Genomic DNA, 20,001 nt, shown 5'->3' with positions numbered 1-20,001 from the left:
CGAGTTTTGCACAAAGCTGATTTTTTTGAAGCCTATGTCTACAAAACTTTGAGGAGTGAATCATTATGAAAAAGCAAGGGAAGCTTGTATTGCAATGGAAGAGTTTCGTATTGTTATGTCTGGCTATCTTCATCCTTCCAGCCGGCTCTGCGTTTGCAGCAGTGAATAAGCCGTTTCCGCAGCATACAACTTATACCAGCGGAACGATCAAGCCGAGCAATGTAACCCAAACCGCAATGGATAATACAGTAAAGACGAAATGGGATGCTTGGAAGACGGCGTATCTCAAACCGGCCGGAACCGGCAAATATTATGTTAAATATAATTCAGCCGGGGAAACGGTGTCTGAAGCGCACGGCTACGGAATGCTGTTCACAGTTCTGATGGCCGGTTACGACAGCAACGCGCAGACGTATTACAACGGTCTTTATAATTACTATACCGCGCACCCAAGTTCTATCGATCCGTATTTGATGTCCTGGAAACAGAACAGCAGCTTTCAGAACATTGAAGGCGAGGATTCCGCGACGGATGGAGATATGGATATCGCCTTCTCGCTGCTCCTTGCCGACAAGCAGTGGGGAAGCAGCGGCACAATCAACTATCTGCAGGCAGCCCAAAATATCATCAATGCGATTATGGATAACGAGATTAATCAGAGCCAGTGGACCATCCGCCTTGGGGATTGGGCGAACAGTGGAGCTTACAATACGGCTACCCGTCCTTCGGACTTCATGCTGAATCATCTGAAAGCCTTCCAGGCGGCAACAGGAGATGCCCGCTGGCAGAATGTGACGGACAAGACCTACACCATTATCAACAGCCTCTATACCGGATATAGCTCCAGCACAGGACTTCTGCCGGATTTTGTTGTGTACTCGGGAGGCGCCTACAAGCCTGCTGCAGCCAATTTTCTTGAGGACGCCAACGACGGAAACTACAACTATAACTCCTGCCGCACCCCTTGGCGGATCACCACCGATTATTTGCTCACAGGCGATAACCGTGCGCTGGCTCAGCTAAATCAGATGAACAGTTGGATCAAAACCAAGGTCAGCAGTACTCCAGGCAACATAAAAGACGGCTACAAACTGAACGGCACGACATTCGGAAGCTATAACAGCGGCGCTTTTTATGCTCCATTTGGTGTAAGTGCAATGACCTCCTCGGCCAACCAGGCCTGGCTGAACTCCGTGTGGAGCCATACGTCAGGCAGTGTGGCAGAAGACTATTACGAAGACAGCATCAAGCTATTCTCTATGATAGTGATGTCCGGCAACTGGTGGACCTACTAAGGTCCGCAATATACGTGTCCCAAGCCCATCCGTGCGGATGGGCTTTTTTGTAAGCTTGTTTTTGGAAATTATGTTTGTTGCTGTATAGCTGTTCATATGGGCGGAATGCGTTTTCTTACCTGTGATATTTATCATGTTTTATGTGACAAATTTAACATCTTAAATTTTTATTTTATTGCTAAATAATAAGGTGACATTTTATCCACGTCTAACTTGGGAAACGCATTATACACATAAAGTTCACATTTCGCTGCTTTTATGGCAGATTTCCTTCTATTATAGTAACGCGGTGCTGTCGCATATAAAGAAATCAATTGAAATCTATAAATAATTGTGATTCCCCAAGTGTGGAAAATGCAAGATTTGTCACTTCCCGACCAGCAAAATCAAGTTACAATCGTTGAAAAAGTCATAAGGATGTTATCTATTCGACACTTAGAAAGGGGTTATGTCGGTGGTACAATTACCAATTGTTAACGAACTTGGATTCTTTGAGATTCGTCTGGAGTCCATTGGAGGCTTGGGGGCGAACCTGGCCGGTAAAATGCTCGCGGAAGCAGGTGTGGTTGGTGCAGGGCTGAATGGTGTCAGCTTCTCGTCTTACGGCTCAGAGAAAAAGGGGTCTGCCGTTAAGGCGCATATCCGTTTCTGCGATTTGGACACGCACATCCGTGATACGTCGCCGGTTGAGCGTCCGCATGTTGTGGGAGTATTCCATGAGGCGCTGGCCAAGACCGTTAACGTTACAAGCGGCATTCATGAGCACAGTACGGTTTTAGTGAACTCGGCCAAGACGCCGGAGGAGCTGAAAGAGCTGCTCAAGATGAAGGCAGGAACCATTGCCGTGATCGACGCGACAAGCATTGCCCTGAAGGAGAAGAACCGGGTTAACATGGCGATGCTGGGCGCGCTGTTCCGGCTCTGTCCATTCCTTGATACCGATATTATGAAGGGCGTTATTGAGAAATCCCTGGGCAAAAAATATCCGCAGGCGGTTCAGTCGGCGATTACAACGTTTGACCGAGGCTATAATGAAGTGAAATTCATGCAATTCGAGCTGGCCGCAGGCGACAGCATGCCTGAATATGTCCGCTCTGACATTGGTCTCTTGGGATATGACACCCAGCCTATGGGCGGCACGATTACCAATCCCGGCGGCACTTTCTTGAAGAACCTGAGCATTTCCCGCTCCGGAATGATTCCGGCGTTCGATATCGAAGCGTGCATTAACTGCGCGCAATGCGATACCGCATGTCCTGATCAGTGTTTTGTATGGGAAGAGCGCCTGGACCGCAAGGGCCGTTCGCAAATGTTCCTGCTGGGCATTGACTATCAATATTGCAAAGGCTGTCTAAAATGTGTAGAGGCATGCCCGACTTCGGCGCTGTCAAGCCAGCGTGAGACGGAAGGCTATGCGGACAGCCACACGGTGCATCACCAATTTGATCTAATCTCACAGCTCTAATATTCGGAAGAAAGGTGGATGAATAATGGCTATTGACTATGAAAAAGAAGTAGGCTCCGCCAAAGTGGAGCAGAAATTCCTATATGAATCCGGCAATGAAATGGCTGCTTATGCCGCCCATCAGATCAATTATCATGTCATGGGTTATTTCCCGATCTCGCCATCGACGGAAGTTGCCCAGTTCCTGGATACTATGAAAGCCAGCGGACAGCATGATATTATGCTGGTTCCTTCCGACGGCGAGCACAGCTCCGCAGGTATCTGTTATGGAGCCTCGACAGCCGGTGGACGCGTATTTAATGCCACAAGCGCACAAGGCTATATGTTTATGCTGGAGCAATTGCCTGTACAAGCAGGTACGCGTATGCCTATGGTCATGAACCTGGTCTGCCGTTCGATCTCAGGGCCTTTGAACATTCATGGTGATCACTCCGATTTGTATTTTGCGCTCAATACCGGCTGGCCAATTCTGATGTGTCGTGATCCGCAGTCTGTTTACGACATGAATCTGATGGCACTTAAGCTGGCAGAACATGCAAAGGTACGTCTTCCGGTTATGGTTGCATCCGACGGTTATTTCACCTCTCACCAGAAGCGCCGTGTACAGACTTTTGTCCATCGTGAGGATGTGCATAAGTTCGTAGGCGAGCAGCCGCCGGTTGGCTTCACAGACACACTGGACCGCAACAATCCGGTTACCGTGGGCCCTTACATGAATGAGCCTGATTATATCAATAACCGCTACCAGCAGTCGGTCGCAATGTATAACGCCGGAGAAGTATTCGAAGAGATCGCCCAGGAATTCGCCGAGCTGACCGGCCGCCACTATCCGATGATTGAGCAGTACCGGATGGAGGATGCCGACGTTGCCGTCTTCCTGATGAACTCTGCTTCCGAGATCATTAAGGATGTTGTTGACCAGCTTCGTCTGCAAGGAGTCAAAGCCGGAGCCATATCTCCGAACATGATCCGTCCATTCCCGCAGAAGCAAATCGCTGAAGCGCTGAAGAATGTCAAAGCCATTACCGTTGGCGACCGCGCTGATTCCGTTGGCGGACACGGCGGTAATATGGTTAATGAGATCAAAGCAGCGCTGTTCACATATGGCAACACTACCACGAAGGTAATCAGCCGTATCTATGGACTTGGCGGCAAGGATTTCTATGCAGAAGACGGTCATCATTTCTTCCAGCTCGCTATGGATGCTGTTGTTGCAGACCGGGTTGAAGTTCCGTTCGATTATTACGGTCACAATCCTGGTGCACCAGAGAATGCGCCGAAGCGTCTGCTGAAGCCGATGAATTTCGAAGCGCTCAAGACCGGCCTGATTACTGTGAAGCAAGACGAAGAGACCGGCAAGCTAAGTGTGAAGGTACCGCCGGTCCGCAGCCTGATGAAGAAACCGAGACGCTTGTCTCCGGGGCATGGCGCATGTCCGGGCTGCGGAATATTCTCCGGTCTGGAGCTTTTCTTCAAAGGGATTGAAGGCGATATAGTTGCGCTCTACCATACCGGCTGTGCGATGGTAACGACTACAGGTTATCCTTATTCGGCGCATAAATCGACGTTCATCCATAACCTTTTCCAGAACGGTGCAGCTACGCTGTCAGGTGTCGTGGAAATGTTCTGGGAGCGCAAACGCCGGGGTGAGCTGGACGGGCTTGGTCTGAAGGAAGACTTCACCTTTGTAATGGTTACTGGTGACGGCGGTATGGATATCGGCATGGGTCCGGCGATCGGTGCTGCGCTGCGCGGCCACAAAATGATTATTGTTGAGTATGATAACGAAGGATACATGAACACTGGTGCACAGCAATCTTATTCCACACCGCTTGGCCACCGTACTTCAACATCCAGCATTGGCAAAACGCAGCAAGGTAAGTTGACCCAGCATAAGGATACTGCGCAAATTATGGCGGCGACCAACATTCCTTATGTGTTCACAGGCTGCGAAGCTTACCCGCAGGATCTGCTGAAGAAAGCGGCCAAAGCACAATGGTATGCCCAGAACGAAGGTCTGGTCTATGGCAAGATTCTGATCGCTTGCCCGCTCAACTGGATGTCTGAGGACAAGGATGGTACGAACATCGTATCGCTGGCCGTAGAATCCTGCTTCTTCCCGCTCTATGAAGTAGAACAGGGAATCACGAATATTACGTACAATCCGGAAGACAAGGACAAACGCGTTGAGGTTTCTGCCTGGCTGAAGACGATGGGCAAAACCCGCCATCTGCTTAAGCCGGAGAACGAGCCGGCTCTGCATGCCTTCGAGAACGAGGTTCAGCGCCGCTGGAGCCGTCTCAAGGCTAAACACGAGCATCCGGATTTGTAGGACTTATAGCATTTTTCGCATTATATGAAGATAAGAGCCTGGCAGAGTACATCTGCCAGGCTCTTTCTATAGGGATGAAAGAGTTGGTTCTTTGGCAGTGCAATTCTGCAGACATTGCCGCGCAAGTTTACCAAAACACTTTTATAAAGTATTATAATAAACGAGGTGAAAGTAAATGAAGAATATCGGCGGCAATGCCCTCGTAATTAAAGAAGTGAATATCAACCTGGTTCGGCGTATTCTGAAGGAACGCAAACAAGCAGCCACCAAAAGGCAAATTGCCGAGGCAACGGGGCTCAGCATTGTCACGGCCGGCACGGTGCTGGAGATTTTGGTTCAGCAGAATGAGGTGCTGGAGGCGGGGCTGGTTTCATCCAGCGGCGGCAGACCGGCCCAGCAGTACATATATAATGATGAGCATGCTTTAGCGTTGATCCTGTTTCCCTTTGAAGAACGGGGCGGGATCAGTATTCGCAGTACGGTGGTTACACTCTTTGGACGCTGTTTGCATGAAGCGAATACGCCGGTGCAGAAGGTGGATTTAACTTGTTTTGAAGAGATTATTGATAAGCTGCTTAAGCAGTATCCCTCTATTCAGGCTATTGGGTTCGGATTGCCCGGTTCCGAAGCCGACGGCAGACTGGTGGTGTCAGACTATGATGCTCTTCGCGGCGTTCCGGTGGCAGAGCATTTCAGGAAGCGGTATCAGAAGCGGATTATCATCGAAAATGATGTCAATGCCGCTGCGGTCGGTTATAACAGTAGAGGGGGAGCAGAAGGAGAAGCATGCGCTGTATATTTATACTTTCCTGACCGTTTTCCGCCTGGGGCCGGGGTTATTATCGACGGCAAGCTCCATAAAGGAGGGAAGGGCTTTGCGGGGGAAGTAACCTTTATTCCTCTGGGCATTCCCTGGGCCAGTGGTGAATGGAAGTCTTCACCAGCCGGTCTGGTGGAGGCGATTTCCAGGCTGACAGTGGCAGTCACCAGTGTGCTGAACCCGGATGCAGTCGTCCTGTACGGAAGCTTCCTGCAGGTGGGGCATCTTAGGGAGATTGCGGAACAATGTGCGGACTTGCTGCCGCCGGGTGCGGTTCCTGAGCTGCTGCTTAGCAGCGATTTTGCCGCTGATTATTTGACAGGCATGATTGTGTTAACCCTGCAGACGCTGGAGCCTGATCTACACTTAACCAAATCTGCGGAATAGATGGGGGATAAATGCAGTGATGAAAATACGATATGAAGAGGTGGCTATATGATCAAGACAGTCGATTGGCAGGATGGAATTTGGACTCATGAACCGGTCTCCACGGAAGTTCAAGACGGGATGTTTGTTATGGAAGCCGTGCAGGGCAGTGATTATTGGGAAAAAACGATGTATGGCTTCCAGCATGACAATGGTCACGCGCTGTTGGCTTCGTGGGAGGATAGTGAGGCGGTGGAAATCAGCTTTTCATTGCAGGGCTTTACCGGGCTGTATGATCAAGCGGGAATCATGCTGTGGCACAGCCCCACGGTGTGGATAAAAGCCGGTATTGAGCTGAATGACGGTGTGCCGCATATTGGCGCCGTTGTGACGGACATGTATTCCGACTGGTCGCTGTCACCTGTGTCTGAATGGGATGGCGAGGTGGTAACAATCCGTGCATCACGTTTGAACGATGCGGTTGTGATCCGTGCCCGGACAGAAAACCATCCTTGGCGCACGATTCGGGTGGCCCGTTTTCCGTATGAGACCGGTAAGCAAGCAGGTCCTTTTATCTGCGCTCCTACCAGAGCAGGGCTGAGGGTGAGCTTCACACGCTGGGTGAAGACGGCTCCCGATACGGACATTCATACAGATCCTCCTGTAGAGTAAATTACCGAGGATAACCGGGGCAATACAAGCTATCAATTTCTGATCAACAGCCAACCGACGCAGAATGTAACAGTGCATGTATTCTCCAGCCGATCGGAGCTGTTGGAACGGGTTGGTACCCGGTAACTTTTTCTGTAGAAGGCGACAGTCCCAAGCCGGTTGGCTTGAGACTGTTTGTTTTGGAGCAGAGCCTGATCTTCGATTTATGCCTTTTCTTTCATTTTCTCCAGCTTTATAACAATGAGAAAGTAAATGGTGATGCAAACAAGGACAATAATGCTGCTCGCAAGCAGCTTGGTGCTTTCCTGAAGACTCGTTTGATGGATTACATATTTCGGTAAAAATAAAAGGATAGGAATAATAATTGATGTCCATGTTTTACTCCAAATTGCGATTCCAACGAACACTAGAGCTGAAAAAACAATTGCAACGATACTCAAGGTAGCCCCAAACTGAATCTTCGGTGTGTCAAAGTATCTATTTAGTAAGATTACAGCAATAAATAAAGCAATGTGAGCAGAACCAACCGTTCCAAAGATGACCCACTCTTTGATTTTTGAGATTTTGTTGCTTGCTACATATTTAAATAAAACGGAGGTAATCAGTATAGAAAACAAGAAGATGAACGGATAGCCAATCATATCCAGTAATGAGTATTCCAATTCTCCACGTATAGCGTCCCCCATTAAAATGTATGAAAATCCGCCTATAACAAGAATCGGTATATATTTTAGCAGGCCCTTAAAATCAAAAGGCATTTCATTTGCCAACTGTGCCATGTATGCTTTAGGCGATTTGCCAATAATATCTTCTACACTTTTCCCATTACGTTCAGCCTCGGATAAATGATCTTGCAATTCTCCGATGATGTCTTCAATTTCTTTTTCGTTTTTGCCGCCGGAGAACAAATACAGCCTTAGATTTTCTAAGAACTCCTGGCTTTCCTTAGATATTGTCATGAGCTTAAACTTCCTCTCCCAATAATTTATTTACGCTGCTTGAGATATCACTCCACCGCTGCTTAAATTGTTCCAGTTCTTCACTTCCTTGTTCTGTTAATGAATAGTATTTTCGCGTTGGGCCACCGGAAGGAAGCTCCTTCTGGCTAGTGATGACAAGCCCTTCTTTTTTCATACGAAGCAATAGTGGATAAATACTTCCTTCGCTCACCATGGTAAATCCATAGGCATATAACTTTTCCATCATTTCATATCCATAAGTTTCACCCTTGGCAATGATGGACAGAAGGCAGCCCTCTAAGATCCCTTTTAGTATTTGACTGTGAGACAATAAATCCCCTCCCTGAGTAAAAACCACACTAACTTGTTATACAATATAGTATCGCAAAAAAATGTGCATTACAACTACTTTGTAATACAAGTTAGTCATAATTTAACATAGAACGCAGTGGAATTCAAGATGTGAAAAAAAAGACTCCGAAATCTAATTTCGAAGTCTTCAGGGAGCGTCTCTTACTCTGCTGGACCCGGGTGTCTAAAATAAAGTCCAATTGCCTTTCATCCGGGCATGCTTTTCAGCACGGTAGAGCAGATAACGTGTGCAGAAGGCAAGCAGGATGCTGCCTGCAAGGAGAGTGAACAGCGACCACCACCAGCCTGGGCCGATGCCGCCATATAAAGCTCCGCGCACCAGGATCAGACTGTAGGTCACGGGAAACAGCGCTGACAGCCCGGTCGCCCAGACCGGGAAGACGGCAGGGGGGATGCGCACACCGCCGAACAGCTCCATCGGAGTCTGAAAAATATAATACAAAAACGAGGACTCCCGGGAAAACAGAGATACCGCGCACAGCAGTGCTCCCCAAATGACCGCCGAGACCATAATCAGCAGCAAAGCCGGGATCAGGGCGGCCCAATTCACAGTTGAGGCGTCGGAGACGAAGACAAAGGTCAGCAGCGAAAAGACGGCAAACATCCAGATTCCATGAAACAGGGAATACAGCGAGCGGCCGTAGAGAAAGGCTATTTTGGATGAAGGTGTCAGAAAAACGGTCTCGACCGTGCCAGCCTTGCGCTCCAGCTCGAACTGCCAGGCAGCTTCAACGACGGTCCAAAAGAGCTGAAACACCAGATAGCCGCTCAGCAAAAACAAGGGAATACGCTCATCGGGAATGATCCGCGAGAGCACGGAGCCTGCCCCGCTGCGGTAAGGCTTCATGGTGAAGTAGGAGGTCAGGAAGCTGAGGGCAGGCCATAGCAGCAGCGAGAAGAATACCACCTTGCCTTTGGAGCGGTTACGGTGCTGCTTGGAGATCTCAGCAAGAGTGGCATGCCATACACCACCGGGACTCATGATGCCCTTCCTTCTGAGAGCCGGATAATGGCATCCTCCAGGTTCGGCTTATCGCAGGTGAAGCCATTAATACTAAGCCCATGTTGAGTGGCCCAGGGAAGCAGCTCTGTAATCAGTCTGTCGGCAGAGGTTGACTGTACGGAAATCCGATAAGACTCGCCTGCTTGGAGCGCGGCATTACCGGCATCACCGTTTATACCGCTAACCAACACATCTGCCCCGTGTCCCAGCCGCGCAAGATGCTCCTCTAGCAGTGGGCGCAGCATTTCACTCCAGCCGCTAACCTCCAGATGGGCAGTCTGCAGACCGGCGACCTGCCGGACTATCGCTTCCGGCTTGTCGCACAGCAGTAACCGGCCGCGGTTCAGCACGTAGACCCGGTCGCATAATTCTTCGACCTCCTGCAGATAATGGCTGGTCAGCAGGATGCCTTTGCCCTGCTCTTTGGCCAGGCTCTGTACGGTGCTGCGAAGCTGTCTGGCAATCGGCGCATCCAGGCCAAGCGTCGGCTCATCCAGAAATAAATAGTGCGGATCGTTGATCAGGCCGCGGGCAATTTGCAGGCGCTGCTTCATTCCTTTGGAATATTGCTCCACTGGCTGGTCTGCCGCTTCGGTGAGTCCCACTTCGCTTAGCAGCCTTGCACTTTCCTTGCGCAGTGCTTCCGCGCCAAGCCCATATAGGCTGCCAAAATACTGCAGATTCTCCCGGCCTGTGAGCCGCCAGTACAGCATGCGTTCGCCCCCGGCGATCATATTGATTTTTTGCTGCACAGCACGCCGGTTGTCCGCCATCGGCATGCCGTCGATCTCAATGCTCCCGGAAGTCGGGTCAAGCAGAGTGGACAGCATGCGGATGGTTGTGGTTTTGCCGGCTCCGTTCAGACCCAGCAGACCCACAATCTCTCCTTTTGCTATGTTAAGCGTGAGAGATTGGACGGCGGTCACGGTTTTGAGCTCTGAACGGAACAATCCAAGCCTGTTTTTGGTTTCGTAAATCTTGGTAACCTCATTCATTTCAATCATAAGCTTTCATTCCTTTCATCTCTAGAACCGCTCAAATAATCTTCGCTCCACAAGCCGCGTGCAGCCTATTCCAACCGCTATGTATATCAGAGACAGCAGCAGGGCAGGGGCAATATCGGGCAGCGAGATTGCTTCCCCTGTTAACAGCGCACCCCGCAGGAGCTGCAGCGAGGAGGTTAGCGGGAATATTTCGCCTGCCGCCTGCAGCCATTCAGGCAAATACTGTCTGGGGAACTGAAAACCGCATAGCAGCGTGGTCACCGCAAATAACGTATTCTGGACAATGTACGTATCTCTTGTGTACAGCATGATGCTCCCCAGCACCAGCGCCATAGCGTAGCAGGAAAGAATGAACAGTAAGCCGCCTATAACTGCTGACAGCAGGTTGGGTGTGGACAGGCGCATTCCGGCAAGCATCCCGAATAGGGTTACGGCGAGCAGCACCATTCCACTGCGGTAAAACTGCTGGAGAGCTGTGCCCAGAAAATATCCGTTCCGGCTGGAGGGAGAGAGCAGCAGAGCTTCCAGCGTGCCTTCCCGCCATTCGGTGATGAGCGCCCGGGATACATTCATCATCATGCTGACGCTGAACACATTCAGCGCACCGCCAATGATGGCATAAGCCAGATAATTGCTGCTTCCGGTATATAAGGCGAATCTGCCATCCAGATCCCCTTGGATCAGATACACGTAGGAGAAATAGGAGACAAGGACCAGATACCCGCCTTCAATAATATGACCAAGGGTAAAAGCCCAGGGAAACGCCCGGAGATTCGCTCTCTGGTTCCTGGCTGCGGTCGCAAAAACAGTTTGCCACACGGCGGACAACTCCTTTTTTTAAAATTCTTTAGCCTTCAGACTTCATTGCTCAAGATACTGCCGCTGTAGAACAATCAGACTGTCAAAGGCCTCCTTCTGGCTGGTGTAGAACAAGTAATTCCCTTTGCGCTCGGCGCTTGTCAGTCCGGCTTCGCTCAGCAGCTTGAGCTGCTTGGATACGGCAGCCTCCGAAATGCCCAGGATTGGGGCGAGCTGCTTCGTGCAGTGCGGGCCTTGCCAGAGCAGCTTGAGAATGCGCAAGCGTGTAGCGTCGCCAAGGGCTTTGAACTGCCGCAGCAGATCCTCCGGTGGAGCCTCGCTGAAGGGTAAGCCAGGAATATCTACGGCGAGCGGCAGCATTAGACTGTCCGCAGTCCAATCAATCAGCAGATGCGGAAAAATGAAGGTAGAGGGAAGCACATACACATGCCGCAAATCTTCATAGGCAAAATAATAGGTTTCCGCCTTCTGCGCAGTAAATTTCCCTTCGGAGGCCCGAAGCCGGGGGTGGAGGGTATTTAGCGCTTTTTCCGCAGAACAGGAGACCTGATCTTGAAATTGTGCGGCAGCGGTGTTGATCCATGGCATCACATAATCCCATTCCTTACGGAAATAATTCTGCTCATACGTCTCCAGGGTAGCGAACAGCTGCTTGCGGATGGAGACCAGATGCTGCAGCAGATACGCACTGGCTTCATCCGGCCCAGAGTCAGGCTGGAACCTTCCTCTCCCATACGCTTGCTGCCATTCCAGTATGGTGCCCAGTGAAACCTTATTTTTCAGTAATAGATGAATGAGTTCGGCATCGGGTAATCCTTTTAGCAGACTGATCCCTTCGGTGCTTGTGAGCGGGTTGCCGCTATGGCCGGGAAGCATGAGTCCTAACCAGTGGTCTGTCAAGCGTCCTAGAGTATATATGTCTTCCAGCAAAGCAGCTGGCATTGCAGCCCTGATCTCTTTGGCCCATTCCAAGCGTTTCGGGTGATGCTCCGGCTGATAGAGGACATGCAGGCTGCACAGCAGCTCATGATAGGGACTGACTACCGTTTTAACGATTCTATGCAATTGTTCGAGTGAGCTCATCTCGTTCCTTTCCGATTAACCATTTGGTTAATCAAAAACCACTTTCGCGAAAAGTGTTCAATAGTATAAATAGAACGTCTCCGGTTGTCAATGAAATCTAATATCCCCACAAGCAATCGCTTACGAAATGAACAAAAAAACAGGGGAAACAAGGAGAATCGCGAGATTGGATGAAGTGGAAAAAGGAAACTTAATTTGCGGATTTCACCGATTTTATGGAGATTAGATGGAAAAAGTAGACTTAATTCTCTCCATTTCTATCCATTCAGTGATTTTAGAAGGAAATAAGTGGAGTTTTTCCCGCTAACCTTCAGGGGAGAGATCACTCATCGGAATGAAGTGGAGAAATTCCAGCTCAATTATTTATTCCTAAGCGATTGCCCTGAATGTTCACAGCAAAAAAAAGACGAAAGCACCAATAGCGCAGCATTCTTCGCATGTTTGGTTCTTTCGCCTTTAACAGTTCTTATGCAGCTCCCGCAGTTTAGGAGCGCTTATAAATCTCGCGCATGACATGCCGCAGCTCGGGAATGATCAGCCGCTCCATAGCGAGCTTGACTGCACCCGTGGAACCGGGCATGGAGAATACTGCCGTGCTGCCGATGGTGCCGGCAATTGCCCGGCTCAAGATCGCTGCGGAGCCGATGTCCTCAGTGAAGCTAAGCAGCCGGAAAATCTCTCCGAAGCCCGGGAGTGTCTTATCCAGCAGGGAGGCCACCGCCTCATACGTGGTATCGCGGGGAGAGATTCCTGTCCCTCCGGTCAGAAGTACAGCTTCAATGCCGGAATGAACGGCGCTTTTATAGATCAGCTCACGGATAGCTTCGTAATCGTCCTTGACGATGGTACTTCCAGTGACCTCATAGCCAGCTTCTTCAAGCATGGTTCTAACCAGCGCGCCTCCGGTATCGGTTTCCGGTGTACGGGTGTCCGAGACTGTAATGATATAACAGGCCACACTTTGCGGGGCTTCGCGCCGGTGTTCTTCTACGGATGACAAGCGGACCAACTCCTTCATCATTGAATATCTCCTTCATGATAGGCGATGGCTGCGGCAAAGACAAGCTTGCCGAAGCCTTGCACCCGCACTGGTACTTGTAGTACACTCGCTACCATAACGGAATTTTGTGCAGGGAGAGATGAAGCATGGAACAGGCTTTGCCGGTTTATATATTGTCAGGATTTCTCGGGAGCGGCAAAACAACATTGCTGCAGCGCCTTTTGGACCACTGGAAAACCCAAGGGCTCAGACCGGCGGTAGTGATGAATGAGCTTGGTGAGGTGAACCTGGACGGTCTGCTGGTCGAGCAGTCGGTACCGATGGCCGAAATGCTCGGCGGCTGCATCTGCTGCTCTATCCGCGGTGATCTCAGCACGGAGCTGGCCACACTGGTTAAGAAGGAGTCACCGGATGTTGTGGTCATTGAGGCGACCGGAGCGGCGAACCCGCTGGAGATTGTTGATGCGGTGACTGAAACCTCGCTGTATCAGCGGATTGAGCTGAAGGGGCTGATCACCGTCGTTGACGCCGCCCACCTTCTGGAGCTGTACCGCTCCCAGCAGGGAGCGACCTACAGACTGATGCAGGAGCAGATCCGCTGCGCGTCGGTATTGATTCTGAACAAGACCGACAGGGTGAGCGCGGAGGAAGCCGAAGAAATCAAGGTGATTCTGCGCAAATGGAACGAATATGCGGAGATTCTGCCTGCGGTGCGCTGTGAGCTTGAACCTTCGGAGCTGCTTGATGGTCTGGGAGGCGTACATACCGAAGCCCGCTCGGAGGCTGAGGCATTCCATGAGGATGATGAACAGGAGGGTACCGGACATTCAGCGCATATAGCACATGATCATGTTATGGCGTATACCCACTATTTCAAGCGTCCGGTGAACAGCGAGAAATTTGAGCAATTTGTCAAGGAGCTGCCGCGGGATATCTACAGGGCTAAAGGAATTGTCACCTTCAGTGACACCTCCAGTCGATTCCTGTTCCAATACGCATACCGGGAAGCGGATTTTATGAAAATCACTCCTCAGGGCGAGGTGCCGGATGTGGCTGTATTTATCGGCGAACACTTTTCATCCCGTGAACTGCGCAGCAGTCTGCTGCGCCTGGAGGGACGGCTCCTGGCCCGCCCAGCGGCGGTCAAAAGAAGCCTGTAGCAAATATCGAATTCCAAGACCAGAATTCCACAGTCCTTATTGCTGCGGAATTCTTTTTTTTGCCTGCTCTAATCAATCTGTCAGGTTTAAAAGGAGATCGGGATCGCTTTGGCGAATTAAATATTAAGGACCAACTTCAGGGGAGGTTACATGAAACCTGAACATAAGAGCACCCCATTAATCGAACTTATCCGGGCAACCAAGCTGTATGCAGGCCGTCCGGTTCTTAGTGAAATTTCTTTGCTTGTTATGCCAGGAACGGCCACGGCCCTTATTGGACGCAATGGCTCCGGCAAAAGTACGCTGCTCTCCATCCTCGCCGGATTAATTGGGCTTTCCTCAGGAACAGCAGTGCGCAGCGGGCGGAGACTTACGGTTGGATATGCCCCTGAAGCTTTTCCGGGGCTGAAATTTTCGGCTGAGCAATATTTACTGAGTATGGGCAGACTTGGCGGCCTGTCACCTGCTGAAGTGGAAATGCGGATGAAGGAATTGCTGCAAGCTTTTCACCTGATGGAGTTTCGCAGCCAATCCATGACAGGCTTTTCCAAAGGGATGCTGCAAAAGGTGAACCTGATTCAAAGCCTGCTGACACGTCCGCAACTGCTTCTGCTGGATGAACCGTTATCAGGCCTTGATCTTCCGGCACAGCATACACTGATCAACCTGCTGCTTGAGCTGAAACGGAACGGGACCACGCTGGTGTTCTCCGTGCATGAGCCGCAGATGGTTGAAGCATTGGCTGACAGCGTACATGTGCTGCAGGCTGGACGGACCGTTAAGACCATTCAAGGCCGCGAGAACCTGCGGATGACTCCGGCAACATACATAGTGTACAAAGGTGTGTCCGATGAAGGGAGTGTGGCCATCTCATGCCTGCCCGGAATAATCTCCATACAGAGCGAGCTTAATCACGCTGCAAAAGAATGTACAGGTGTGACTGTTAGCACATTTGCTTCGGATGAGTGTCTACGCCTTATTCTTGGTGCAGGTGGTTCAGTTGTTTCAGTCGAACCCCGCGGCGGTTCAAGTGTGGGCGGACTCGAGCAATGGATGGACCCCAAGGCCGCAGAGGGGACAACTATTATATGAGATCGCTGACCGCATATATGCTGCGCAGCTATACTGTTTCACAGCGTTACTTTGGTCCGATTGCCTTCATAATTATTGCTGATCTGATCCTATATTCCTACAGACCCAATCCTGTGATGAATAGCTACGCAGCTACGGCTGTTATTCTTTTTATAGGTGCCGCCTGGATGGGAGTAAGCTTTCTGAATCATGAATTGCCTGTGCAGAAGCAGGTTGCCATCGTTCAATTGGGCAGCAAGCGCAAGTATAGTCTCGGGGGCATACTGGTTTTAGGTTTTCTTGTTTTACTGCTGGACCTTTTCATTGTGGGGTATCCAGTGCTGCTGGGCTATTTTGATGAACCGGCAGGAGTGAACCGGATTATGCTGGCTTTTGCAGGACATGCGCTGCTCGGGTGGCTTGGTGCTGCGATTTCCTTGTACCTGCAGGCTTCATGGGTATCCAGGAACAGCTATGCCGCCGGAATATTGCTTGCGGTACTCATTCTCTCCGTCGGCGCGAACAAACTGAGTCTTCTGATTCCGGGTCCGTTTGTTCGTGTGCTGCTGCCGCCGGTTGCCCCCGTCATGAATGCCTTGATGAACGCAGACAAACTGCCCGTTTCAGCTTTGCTCGGTTCATTCGCTCATGCCTTAGCGTACATAGCGGTGCTTGTAGGATTTTATCTATATCAATCTGGCCGAAAGGATGTTAACAAAAGCTTTTAGAGAGGAACATAAAAAATAAATATATCAGTTGAACTAAAGAATATACAAAAAGGTCAGAAGTAACGGAGGGGAAGTTTGGATACTTACGGAGCGGAAGCGACCGCCTGAGAGCTTTCCGTAGGAAAGCTGGCCGTATGATTAGGCTGTCTGCGGATTTCCACCGCGAACAGCGGTATACAATCAAGAAATCTGCAGGCGGGCAGCGGCCGGAAGTCCAAACATTCGCCGCAGTTACGACCAGACCCCTATATGAAAATCTATAGTTCAACTTATATAGATATAGGAACGGGAGGAAAGATGAAGGATACACACATACCGGAGAGTGAACAATCCAAAGAGCTATTTGCTTATTTCGGACTGGCAGTTTACTATTGTCAGGCTTTGGAGCAGCAATTGACCAACCTGCTGCTTCTTACGAAGCTGTCTCAGGGAGAAACGCCAACGGAAGCGGATCTTGCGGAACTGTATCAGCGCAAGCTTAGCAATTCACTCGGCCAGCTCATCAAAGAAATCCAGCATCATTTTCCCTTTTCGGAAGAGGAAACCAACCAACTGCAGGCGGTATGGAAGCAGCGTAACCATATTGTCCACGACTATTTTAAGGAGCGAATTCAGGAGACCTTCACGCCGGCCGGCAGAGCGCAGATGATCCGTGAGCTGAAGCGTTTCAAGAACAAAGCCCGAAGACTTGAGGTCAAGCTGCAGGGCTATTGTACCGAGATGTACAGTAAGTTGGGACTTGAAGAAGAAAAGCTGATGTAAAAAATGCGCTATTGCCTCTATCCTGGGGGTATCATTTTCAATAGTCAAAAAGGCAAAACCGGAGTTCATCCGGCGTTGCCTTTTTTTCTGTGTGTATTACAAAATTCTCGACAGTTTACGGTACTCGCGAGGCGGGATACCTTCAAGGCGGCGGAAGATGCGGCTGAAATAGTGGATGTCAGGATATCCTGCCGCTTCGCCAACCTGCTCGATAGACAACTCAGTTTCTCGCAGCAGCCGTCTGGCTTCCCGGTGTCGGATGGTCTGAACGAATTCACCCGGCGGCTTGCCGGCAATTTGCCTGAACAGCTTGGCAGTATGGTCGATGCTCATATGCAGCTTCTCAGAGATGCTCTTGTTGGTCCATAAGGCCCCGGGCGATGCTTCGATTAGGCTGATGATCTCGGCGATTTTAATGCTGTGCTCCGAGTGAGATGAGGTCAGGGCTAAGGCGGGAGAACGCAGAAGGTAAGCCAGAATATTCAGCAGCAAAGCTCTGCAGACCATCTCATAGCCCGTCAGACGCATCGTAAATTCGTCCACCAACTGCTCCATCAATTGTATACATGGCAGAGGCGGTGTATAGATCGGACTCATGGATAAAGGCGTCATACTCTCAGCACAGGCTTCCATAGCAAACTTGGTGCTCTGAACCGCCGATTCATTGACTACCATATCCGCATCAGTCTGAATATCCAATTCACCGAAGTAATCAAAATGGATACCCAGGAAGCGGGTAAAGGGTGCCGCGAGCGCCTCGTTCTGGTGTAACACACCTGAAGGAAGCAGGATAAGCTGCCCTGCCTCCAGTATATGCCGCTGCCCAAGCATGGTCGTGGCTGCCGCGCCTTGGCATACATAGAGCAGCTCGAAATCGTATAGTCTGCGTTCCGGGAGCGCGCCGGGAGGTAACTGCTGAAACTGCGCATAATGGACACAGGGGGCCCACTCCTTGAAAGTCGCGGTTCTCCGTTGTGGGTAGCTTGTCGCTGGTTTGTCCAAATGGCTTCCTCCTGTTCTGAAATACGTAAAAGGAATTGAACGGAATTGTCCAACTAATCACTTGTTTTACTAAATAAAATCAATCTGAGATTCCTTATGATATATGTATTATCATATCAAATTCTTAACGACTCAGCAGAACGGAATTAGCTAAAAATTAACTAGCGATCAAAGGAGGGACCTGTAGGTGAAGAAAGGGGTTAATATCTGGTCATTCAAGGAAGGCACTTCAATTGCTGAAAGTATCCGTCTTGCCAAGCAGGCGGGGTTTGAGGGAATAGAATTGTCCATGAACGAGACAGGAGAGCTGGGACTGACAACGACGGATCAGGAAATCCGCAGCATTCGGGAGCAACTGCAGGAGGCTGAACTGGAAATTGCCGGGCTGGCGACGGGGCTGTATTGGGCCTACTCTATGACTAGCGGTGATCTGTCCATCCGCACCAAAGCGGTGGATATATGCAAGAGGCAGTTGGAGCTTGCGGCAGCCCTCGGTGTTGATACTATTCTGGTTATTCCTGGCGCGGTAGGCGTGGATTTCATTCCGGGTGGTGAGATTACAGATTATGAGTATGCCTACGACCGGGCGCTGGAGTCCATCGGACAGCTTGTGCCTTATGCGGAAAGCGCCGGGGTATCCATTGGGATTGAAAATGTGTGGAACAAATTTCTGCTGTCTCCGCTGGAAATGCGCACTTTCATTGATGAACACGCTTCAGAGTATGTCGGTTCCTACTTTGATGTCGGGAATGCGCTGCATAGCGGCTACCCGGAGCAATGGATTCGCATTCTCGGGCACCGGATCAAGAAGGTGCATTTCAAGGATTACCGCCGTCAGGCCGGGGGACTGCATGGCTTCGTCGATCTGCTGGCGGGTGATGTGAACTATCCGGCGGTAATCTCAGCGCTTGAGGTTATCGGCTACAGCAATTATGTTACTGCAGAGATGATACCGCCTTACACCCATCATGCCGAGCAAATTATTTTCAATACCTCCAAAGCGATGGATGCGATACTTGGACGTACCCGGCAATAACCAGTGATACAAATTGAAGGATGATCTAGGAGGCTAATCTTATGTTGAAGGTTGGACTTATTGGCTTTGGCTTTATGGGCAGAATGCATTTCGACAACTATGTCCGTCTTGCAGAGGAAGGTGCGCCGATTCAGCTTGTGGCCATCAGTGATTTATTGATAGAAGAGCTGAAAAACAGATCGGCTTCAGGCAATATCGCCACCAGTCAGGAGATATACGATCTGTCGCCTTACCGCCTCTACGAGAATATCTCGGATATGCTGGAGCATGAAAAGCTGGACATTGTTGACATCACCTTGCCTACCTACCTGCATGCGGATTTGGCCTGCACTCTTTTGGAAAAAGGGATACATGTCTTATGCGAAAAGCCTGTCGCCGGGAATTCCGCAGACGGATGGCGGATGGCGGAGACTGCCAAAAGAAACAAGAAGACGCTGATGATTGGCCAATGCCTGCGCTTCTGGCCTGCTTATGAATATTTGAAAGCCTGCGTTGAAGATGAACGGTATGGAGCCGTGACCGGAGGTTATTTCTTCCGCGGCTCCGCAGCACCCAAGGGCTGGTTCCTGGACGGCAGCCTAAGCGGGGGCTGTATTCTGGATATGCATATCCATGATACTGATATGGTTCACTGGCTCTTCGGCAGACCGGACAAGGTCTCGACTCTTGCCCGCAATGTCATTCCCGGAAGTGGCTATGATACAGTCTCCACCCATTATATTTATTCTGACGGCAAAGTCCTGAATGCCCAGGCGGATTGGACACTTGAGGGGGACTATGGATTCTCTATGACCTATCGCGTGAATTTCGAACGTGGTAACCTGGTCTTCGAGAACGGTCAACTAAAGGTTAATCCGAATGCTGCGCCGGGCTTCAACGCAGAATTGTCTGATGATATGGGCTACTATCGGCAGATTAAGTACTTTATTGAAGCCATTCATCAGCAGCAGCCGGTATCCGTGTGTTTGCCTGAGAGTGCGGTAGGCACACTAGAGATTATTGAAGCAGAGCTTCGTTCCGCTGATGCCGGAGGCATACTCATAGATTTGTAA

General features: G+C 50.2%; 19 protein-coding genes. 11 read left to right on the top strand and 8 right to left on the bottom strand.

Going from position 1 to position 20,001, the window contains the following annotated elements:
- The first annotated feature begins 65 nt into the window (after positions 1–65).
- From AC0LWN_RS04140 to AC0LWN_RS04120, 5 genes are all read left to right on the top strand, one after another.
- Entirely contained in the window at positions 66–1,295 is a 1,230-nt protein-coding gene (locus tag AC0LWN_RS04140) for a family 8 glycosyl hydrolase (protein ID WP_474663329.1), read from the top strand.
- Between the two features lie 454 nt (positions 1,296–1,749).
- On the top strand, positions 1,750–2,760 hold the full coding sequence (locus tag AC0LWN_RS04135; protein WP_474663328.1) for a 2-oxoacid:acceptor oxidoreductase family protein: 1,011 nt from the start codon (positions 1,750–1,752) through the stop codon (positions 2,758–2,760).
- 25 nt (positions 2,761–2,785) lie between these two features.
- Positions 2,786–5,092, top strand: coding sequence for a thiamine pyrophosphate-dependent enzyme (locus AC0LWN_RS04130; RefSeq protein ID WP_474663327.1), 2,307 nt, complete (start codon positions 2,786–2,788; stop codon positions 5,090–5,092).
- Between the two features lie 175 nt (positions 5,093–5,267).
- A complete protein-coding gene (locus tag AC0LWN_RS04125) occupies positions 5,268–6,299 on the top strand; it encodes an ROK family transcriptional regulator (protein ID WP_474663326.1) in 1,032 nt (343 codons plus the stop codon).
- 48 nt (positions 6,300–6,347) lie between these two features.
- A complete protein-coding gene (locus tag AC0LWN_RS04120) occupies positions 6,348–6,950 on the top strand; it encodes a DUF1349 domain-containing protein (protein WP_474663325.1) in 603 nt (200 codons plus the stop codon).
- Between the two features lie 203 nt (positions 6,951–7,153).
- On the opposite strand, the gene AC0LWN_RS04115 is transcribed toward AC0LWN_RS04120, so the two are convergent.
- The 7 genes from AC0LWN_RS04115 to AC0LWN_RS04085 all read right to left on the bottom strand — a co-directional run bounded on the left by AC0LWN_RS04115 (position 7,154) and on the right by AC0LWN_RS04085 (position 13,208).
- Positions 7,154–7,909 carry an HAAS domain-containing protein gene (locus AC0LWN_RS04115; RefSeq protein WP_474663324.1) on the bottom strand — a complete coding sequence of 252 codons (756 nt, stop codon included), beginning with the start codon at positions 7,907–7,909 and terminating at the stop codon, positions 7,154–7,156.
- A gap of 4 nt (positions 7,910–7,913) precedes the next feature.
- A complete protein-coding gene (locus tag AC0LWN_RS04110; RefSeq protein ID WP_474663323.1) occupies positions 7,914–8,240 on the bottom strand; it encodes a PadR family transcriptional regulator in 327 nt (108 codons plus the stop codon).
- A 204-nt stretch (positions 8,241–8,444) separates the two neighbouring features.
- Complete coding sequence (locus AC0LWN_RS04105; RefSeq protein WP_474663322.1) at positions 8,445–9,263, bottom strand: ABC transporter permease; 819 nt, start codon at positions 9,261–9,263, stop codon at positions 8,445–8,447.
- Complete coding sequence (locus AC0LWN_RS04100; protein ID WP_474663321.1) at positions 9,260–10,288, bottom strand: ABC transporter ATP-binding protein; 1,029 nt, start codon at positions 10,286–10,288, stop codon at positions 9,260–9,262. The genes AC0LWN_RS04105 and AC0LWN_RS04100 overlap by 4 nt, the downstream gene beginning before the upstream one ends.
- 21 nt (positions 10,289–10,309) lie before the next feature.
- Positions 10,310–11,107, bottom strand: a complete 798-nt coding sequence (locus tag AC0LWN_RS04095; RefSeq protein WP_474663320.1) for an ABC transporter permease — start codon at positions 11,105–11,107, stop codon at positions 10,310–10,312.
- A gap of 42 nt (positions 11,108–11,149) precedes the next feature.
- Positions 11,150–12,190: an ArsR/SmtB family transcription factor gene (locus AC0LWN_RS04090; RefSeq protein ID WP_474663319.1), complete on the bottom strand. Its 1,041-nt coding sequence runs from the start codon at positions 12,188–12,190 to the stop codon at positions 11,150–11,152.
- A 484-nt stretch (positions 12,191–12,674) separates the two neighbouring features.
- Entirely contained in the window at positions 12,675–13,208 is a 534-nt protein-coding gene (locus AC0LWN_RS04085; protein WP_474663581.1) for a MogA/MoaB family molybdenum cofactor biosynthesis protein, read from the bottom strand.
- Positions 13,209–13,336: 128 nt separating this feature from the next.
- Here AC0LWN_RS04085 and AC0LWN_RS04080 point away from each other — a divergent pair, with 128 nt between their 5' ends.
- The 4 genes from AC0LWN_RS04080 to AC0LWN_RS04065 all read left to right on the top strand — a co-directional run bounded on the left by AC0LWN_RS04080 (position 13,337) and on the right by AC0LWN_RS04065 (position 16,911).
- Positions 13,337–14,350: a CobW family GTP-binding protein gene (locus AC0LWN_RS04080; RefSeq protein ID WP_474663318.1), complete on the top strand. Its 1,014-nt coding sequence runs from the start codon at positions 13,337–13,339 to the stop codon at positions 14,348–14,350.
- A 150-nt stretch (positions 14,351–14,500) separates the two neighbouring features.
- A complete protein-coding gene (locus AC0LWN_RS04075) occupies positions 14,501–15,442 on the top strand; it encodes an ATP-binding cassette domain-containing protein (RefSeq protein WP_474663317.1) in 942 nt (313 codons plus the stop codon).
- Entirely contained in the window at positions 15,400–16,149 is a 750-nt protein-coding gene (locus AC0LWN_RS04070) for a hypothetical protein (protein WP_474663316.1), read from the top strand. The genes AC0LWN_RS04075 and AC0LWN_RS04070 overlap by 43 nt, the downstream gene beginning before the upstream one ends.
- 297 nt (positions 16,150–16,446) lie before the next feature.
- The gene (locus AC0LWN_RS04065) at positions 16,447–16,911 is read left to right on the top strand and encodes a hypothetical protein (RefSeq protein WP_019910630.1); all 465 of its coding nucleotides are present in this window, start codon (positions 16,447–16,449) and stop codon (positions 16,909–16,911) included.
- 96 nt (positions 16,912–17,007) lie between these two features.
- On the opposite strand, the gene AC0LWN_RS04060 is transcribed toward AC0LWN_RS04065, so the two are convergent.
- A complete protein-coding gene (locus AC0LWN_RS04060; protein ID WP_474663315.1) occupies positions 17,008–17,913 on the bottom strand; it encodes a helix-turn-helix domain-containing protein in 906 nt (301 codons plus the stop codon).
- A gap of 187 nt (positions 17,914–18,100) precedes the next feature.
- Between AC0LWN_RS04060 and AC0LWN_RS04055 the strand changes: the two genes are divergently transcribed.
- Together AC0LWN_RS04055 and AC0LWN_RS04050 are read left to right on the top strand one after the other, a co-directional pair.
- The gene (locus AC0LWN_RS04055; protein WP_474663314.1) at positions 18,101–18,949 is read left to right on the top strand and encodes a sugar phosphate isomerase/epimerase family protein; all 849 of its coding nucleotides are present in this window, start codon (positions 18,101–18,103) and stop codon (positions 18,947–18,949) included.
- A gap of 41 nt (positions 18,950–18,990) precedes the next feature.
- Positions 18,991–20,001 (top strand): Gfo/Idh/MocA family protein, encoded by a 1,011-nt coding sequence (locus AC0LWN_RS04050; RefSeq protein WP_474663313.1) that lies wholly within the window; start codon positions 18,991–18,993, stop codon positions 19,999–20,001.

The sequence above is a fragment of the Paenibacillus sp. sgz302115 genome, assembly GCF_056120445.1.
This window is presented reverse-complemented; position numbering and strand designations above follow the sequence as displayed.

Bases quoted from the DNA above. Each gene is read 5' to 3' on its own strand.
- AC0LWN_RS04105 (WP_474663322.1), bottom strand. From the start codon at position 9,263: ATGAGTCCCGGTGGTGTATGGCATGCCACTCTTGCTGAGATCTCCAAG.
- AC0LWN_RS04100 (WP_474663321.1), bottom strand. From the start codon at position 10,288: ATGATTGAAATGAATGAGGTTACCAAGATTTACGAAACCAAAAACAGG.
- AC0LWN_RS04075 (WP_474663317.1), top strand. From the start codon at position 14,501: ATGAAACCTGAACATAAGAGCACCCCATTAATCGAACTTATCCGGGCA.
- AC0LWN_RS04085 (WP_474663581.1), bottom strand. From the start codon at position 13,208: ATGAAGGAGTTGGTCCGCTTGTCATCCGTAGAAGAACACCGGCGCGAA.
- AC0LWN_RS04070 (WP_474663316.1), top strand. From the start codon at position 15,400: ATGGATGGACCCCAAGGCCGCAGAGGGGACAACTATTATATGAGATCG.
- AC0LWN_RS04120 (WP_474663325.1), top strand. From the start codon at position 6,348: ATGATCAAGACAGTCGATTGGCAGGATGGAATTTGGACTCATGAACCG.
- AC0LWN_RS04065 (WP_019910630.1), top strand. From the start codon at position 16,447: ATGAAGGATACACACATACCGGAGAGTGAACAATCCAAAGAGCTATTT.
- AC0LWN_RS04115 (WP_474663324.1), bottom strand. From the start codon at position 7,909: ATGACAATATCTAAGGAAAGCCAGGAGTTCTTAGAAAATCTAAGGCTG.
- AC0LWN_RS04125 (WP_474663326.1), top strand. From the start codon at position 5,268: ATGAAGAATATCGGCGGCAATGCCCTCGTAATTAAAGAAGTGAATATC.
- AC0LWN_RS04090 (WP_474663319.1), bottom strand. From the start codon at position 12,190: ATGAGCTCACTCGAACAATTGCATAGAATCGTTAAAACGGTAGTCAGT.
- AC0LWN_RS04080 (WP_474663318.1), top strand. From the start codon at position 13,337: ATGGAACAGGCTTTGCCGGTTTATATATTGTCAGGATTTCTCGGGAGC.
- AC0LWN_RS04140 (WP_474663329.1), top strand. From the start codon at position 66: ATGAAAAAGCAAGGGAAGCTTGTATTGCAATGGAAGAGTTTCGTATTG.
- AC0LWN_RS04050 (WP_474663313.1), top strand. From the start codon at position 18,991: ATGTTGAAGGTTGGACTTATTGGCTTTGGCTTTATGGGCAGAATGCAT.
- AC0LWN_RS04130 (WP_474663327.1), top strand. From the start codon at position 2,786: ATGGCTATTGACTATGAAAAAGAAGTAGGCTCCGCCAAAGTGGAGCAG.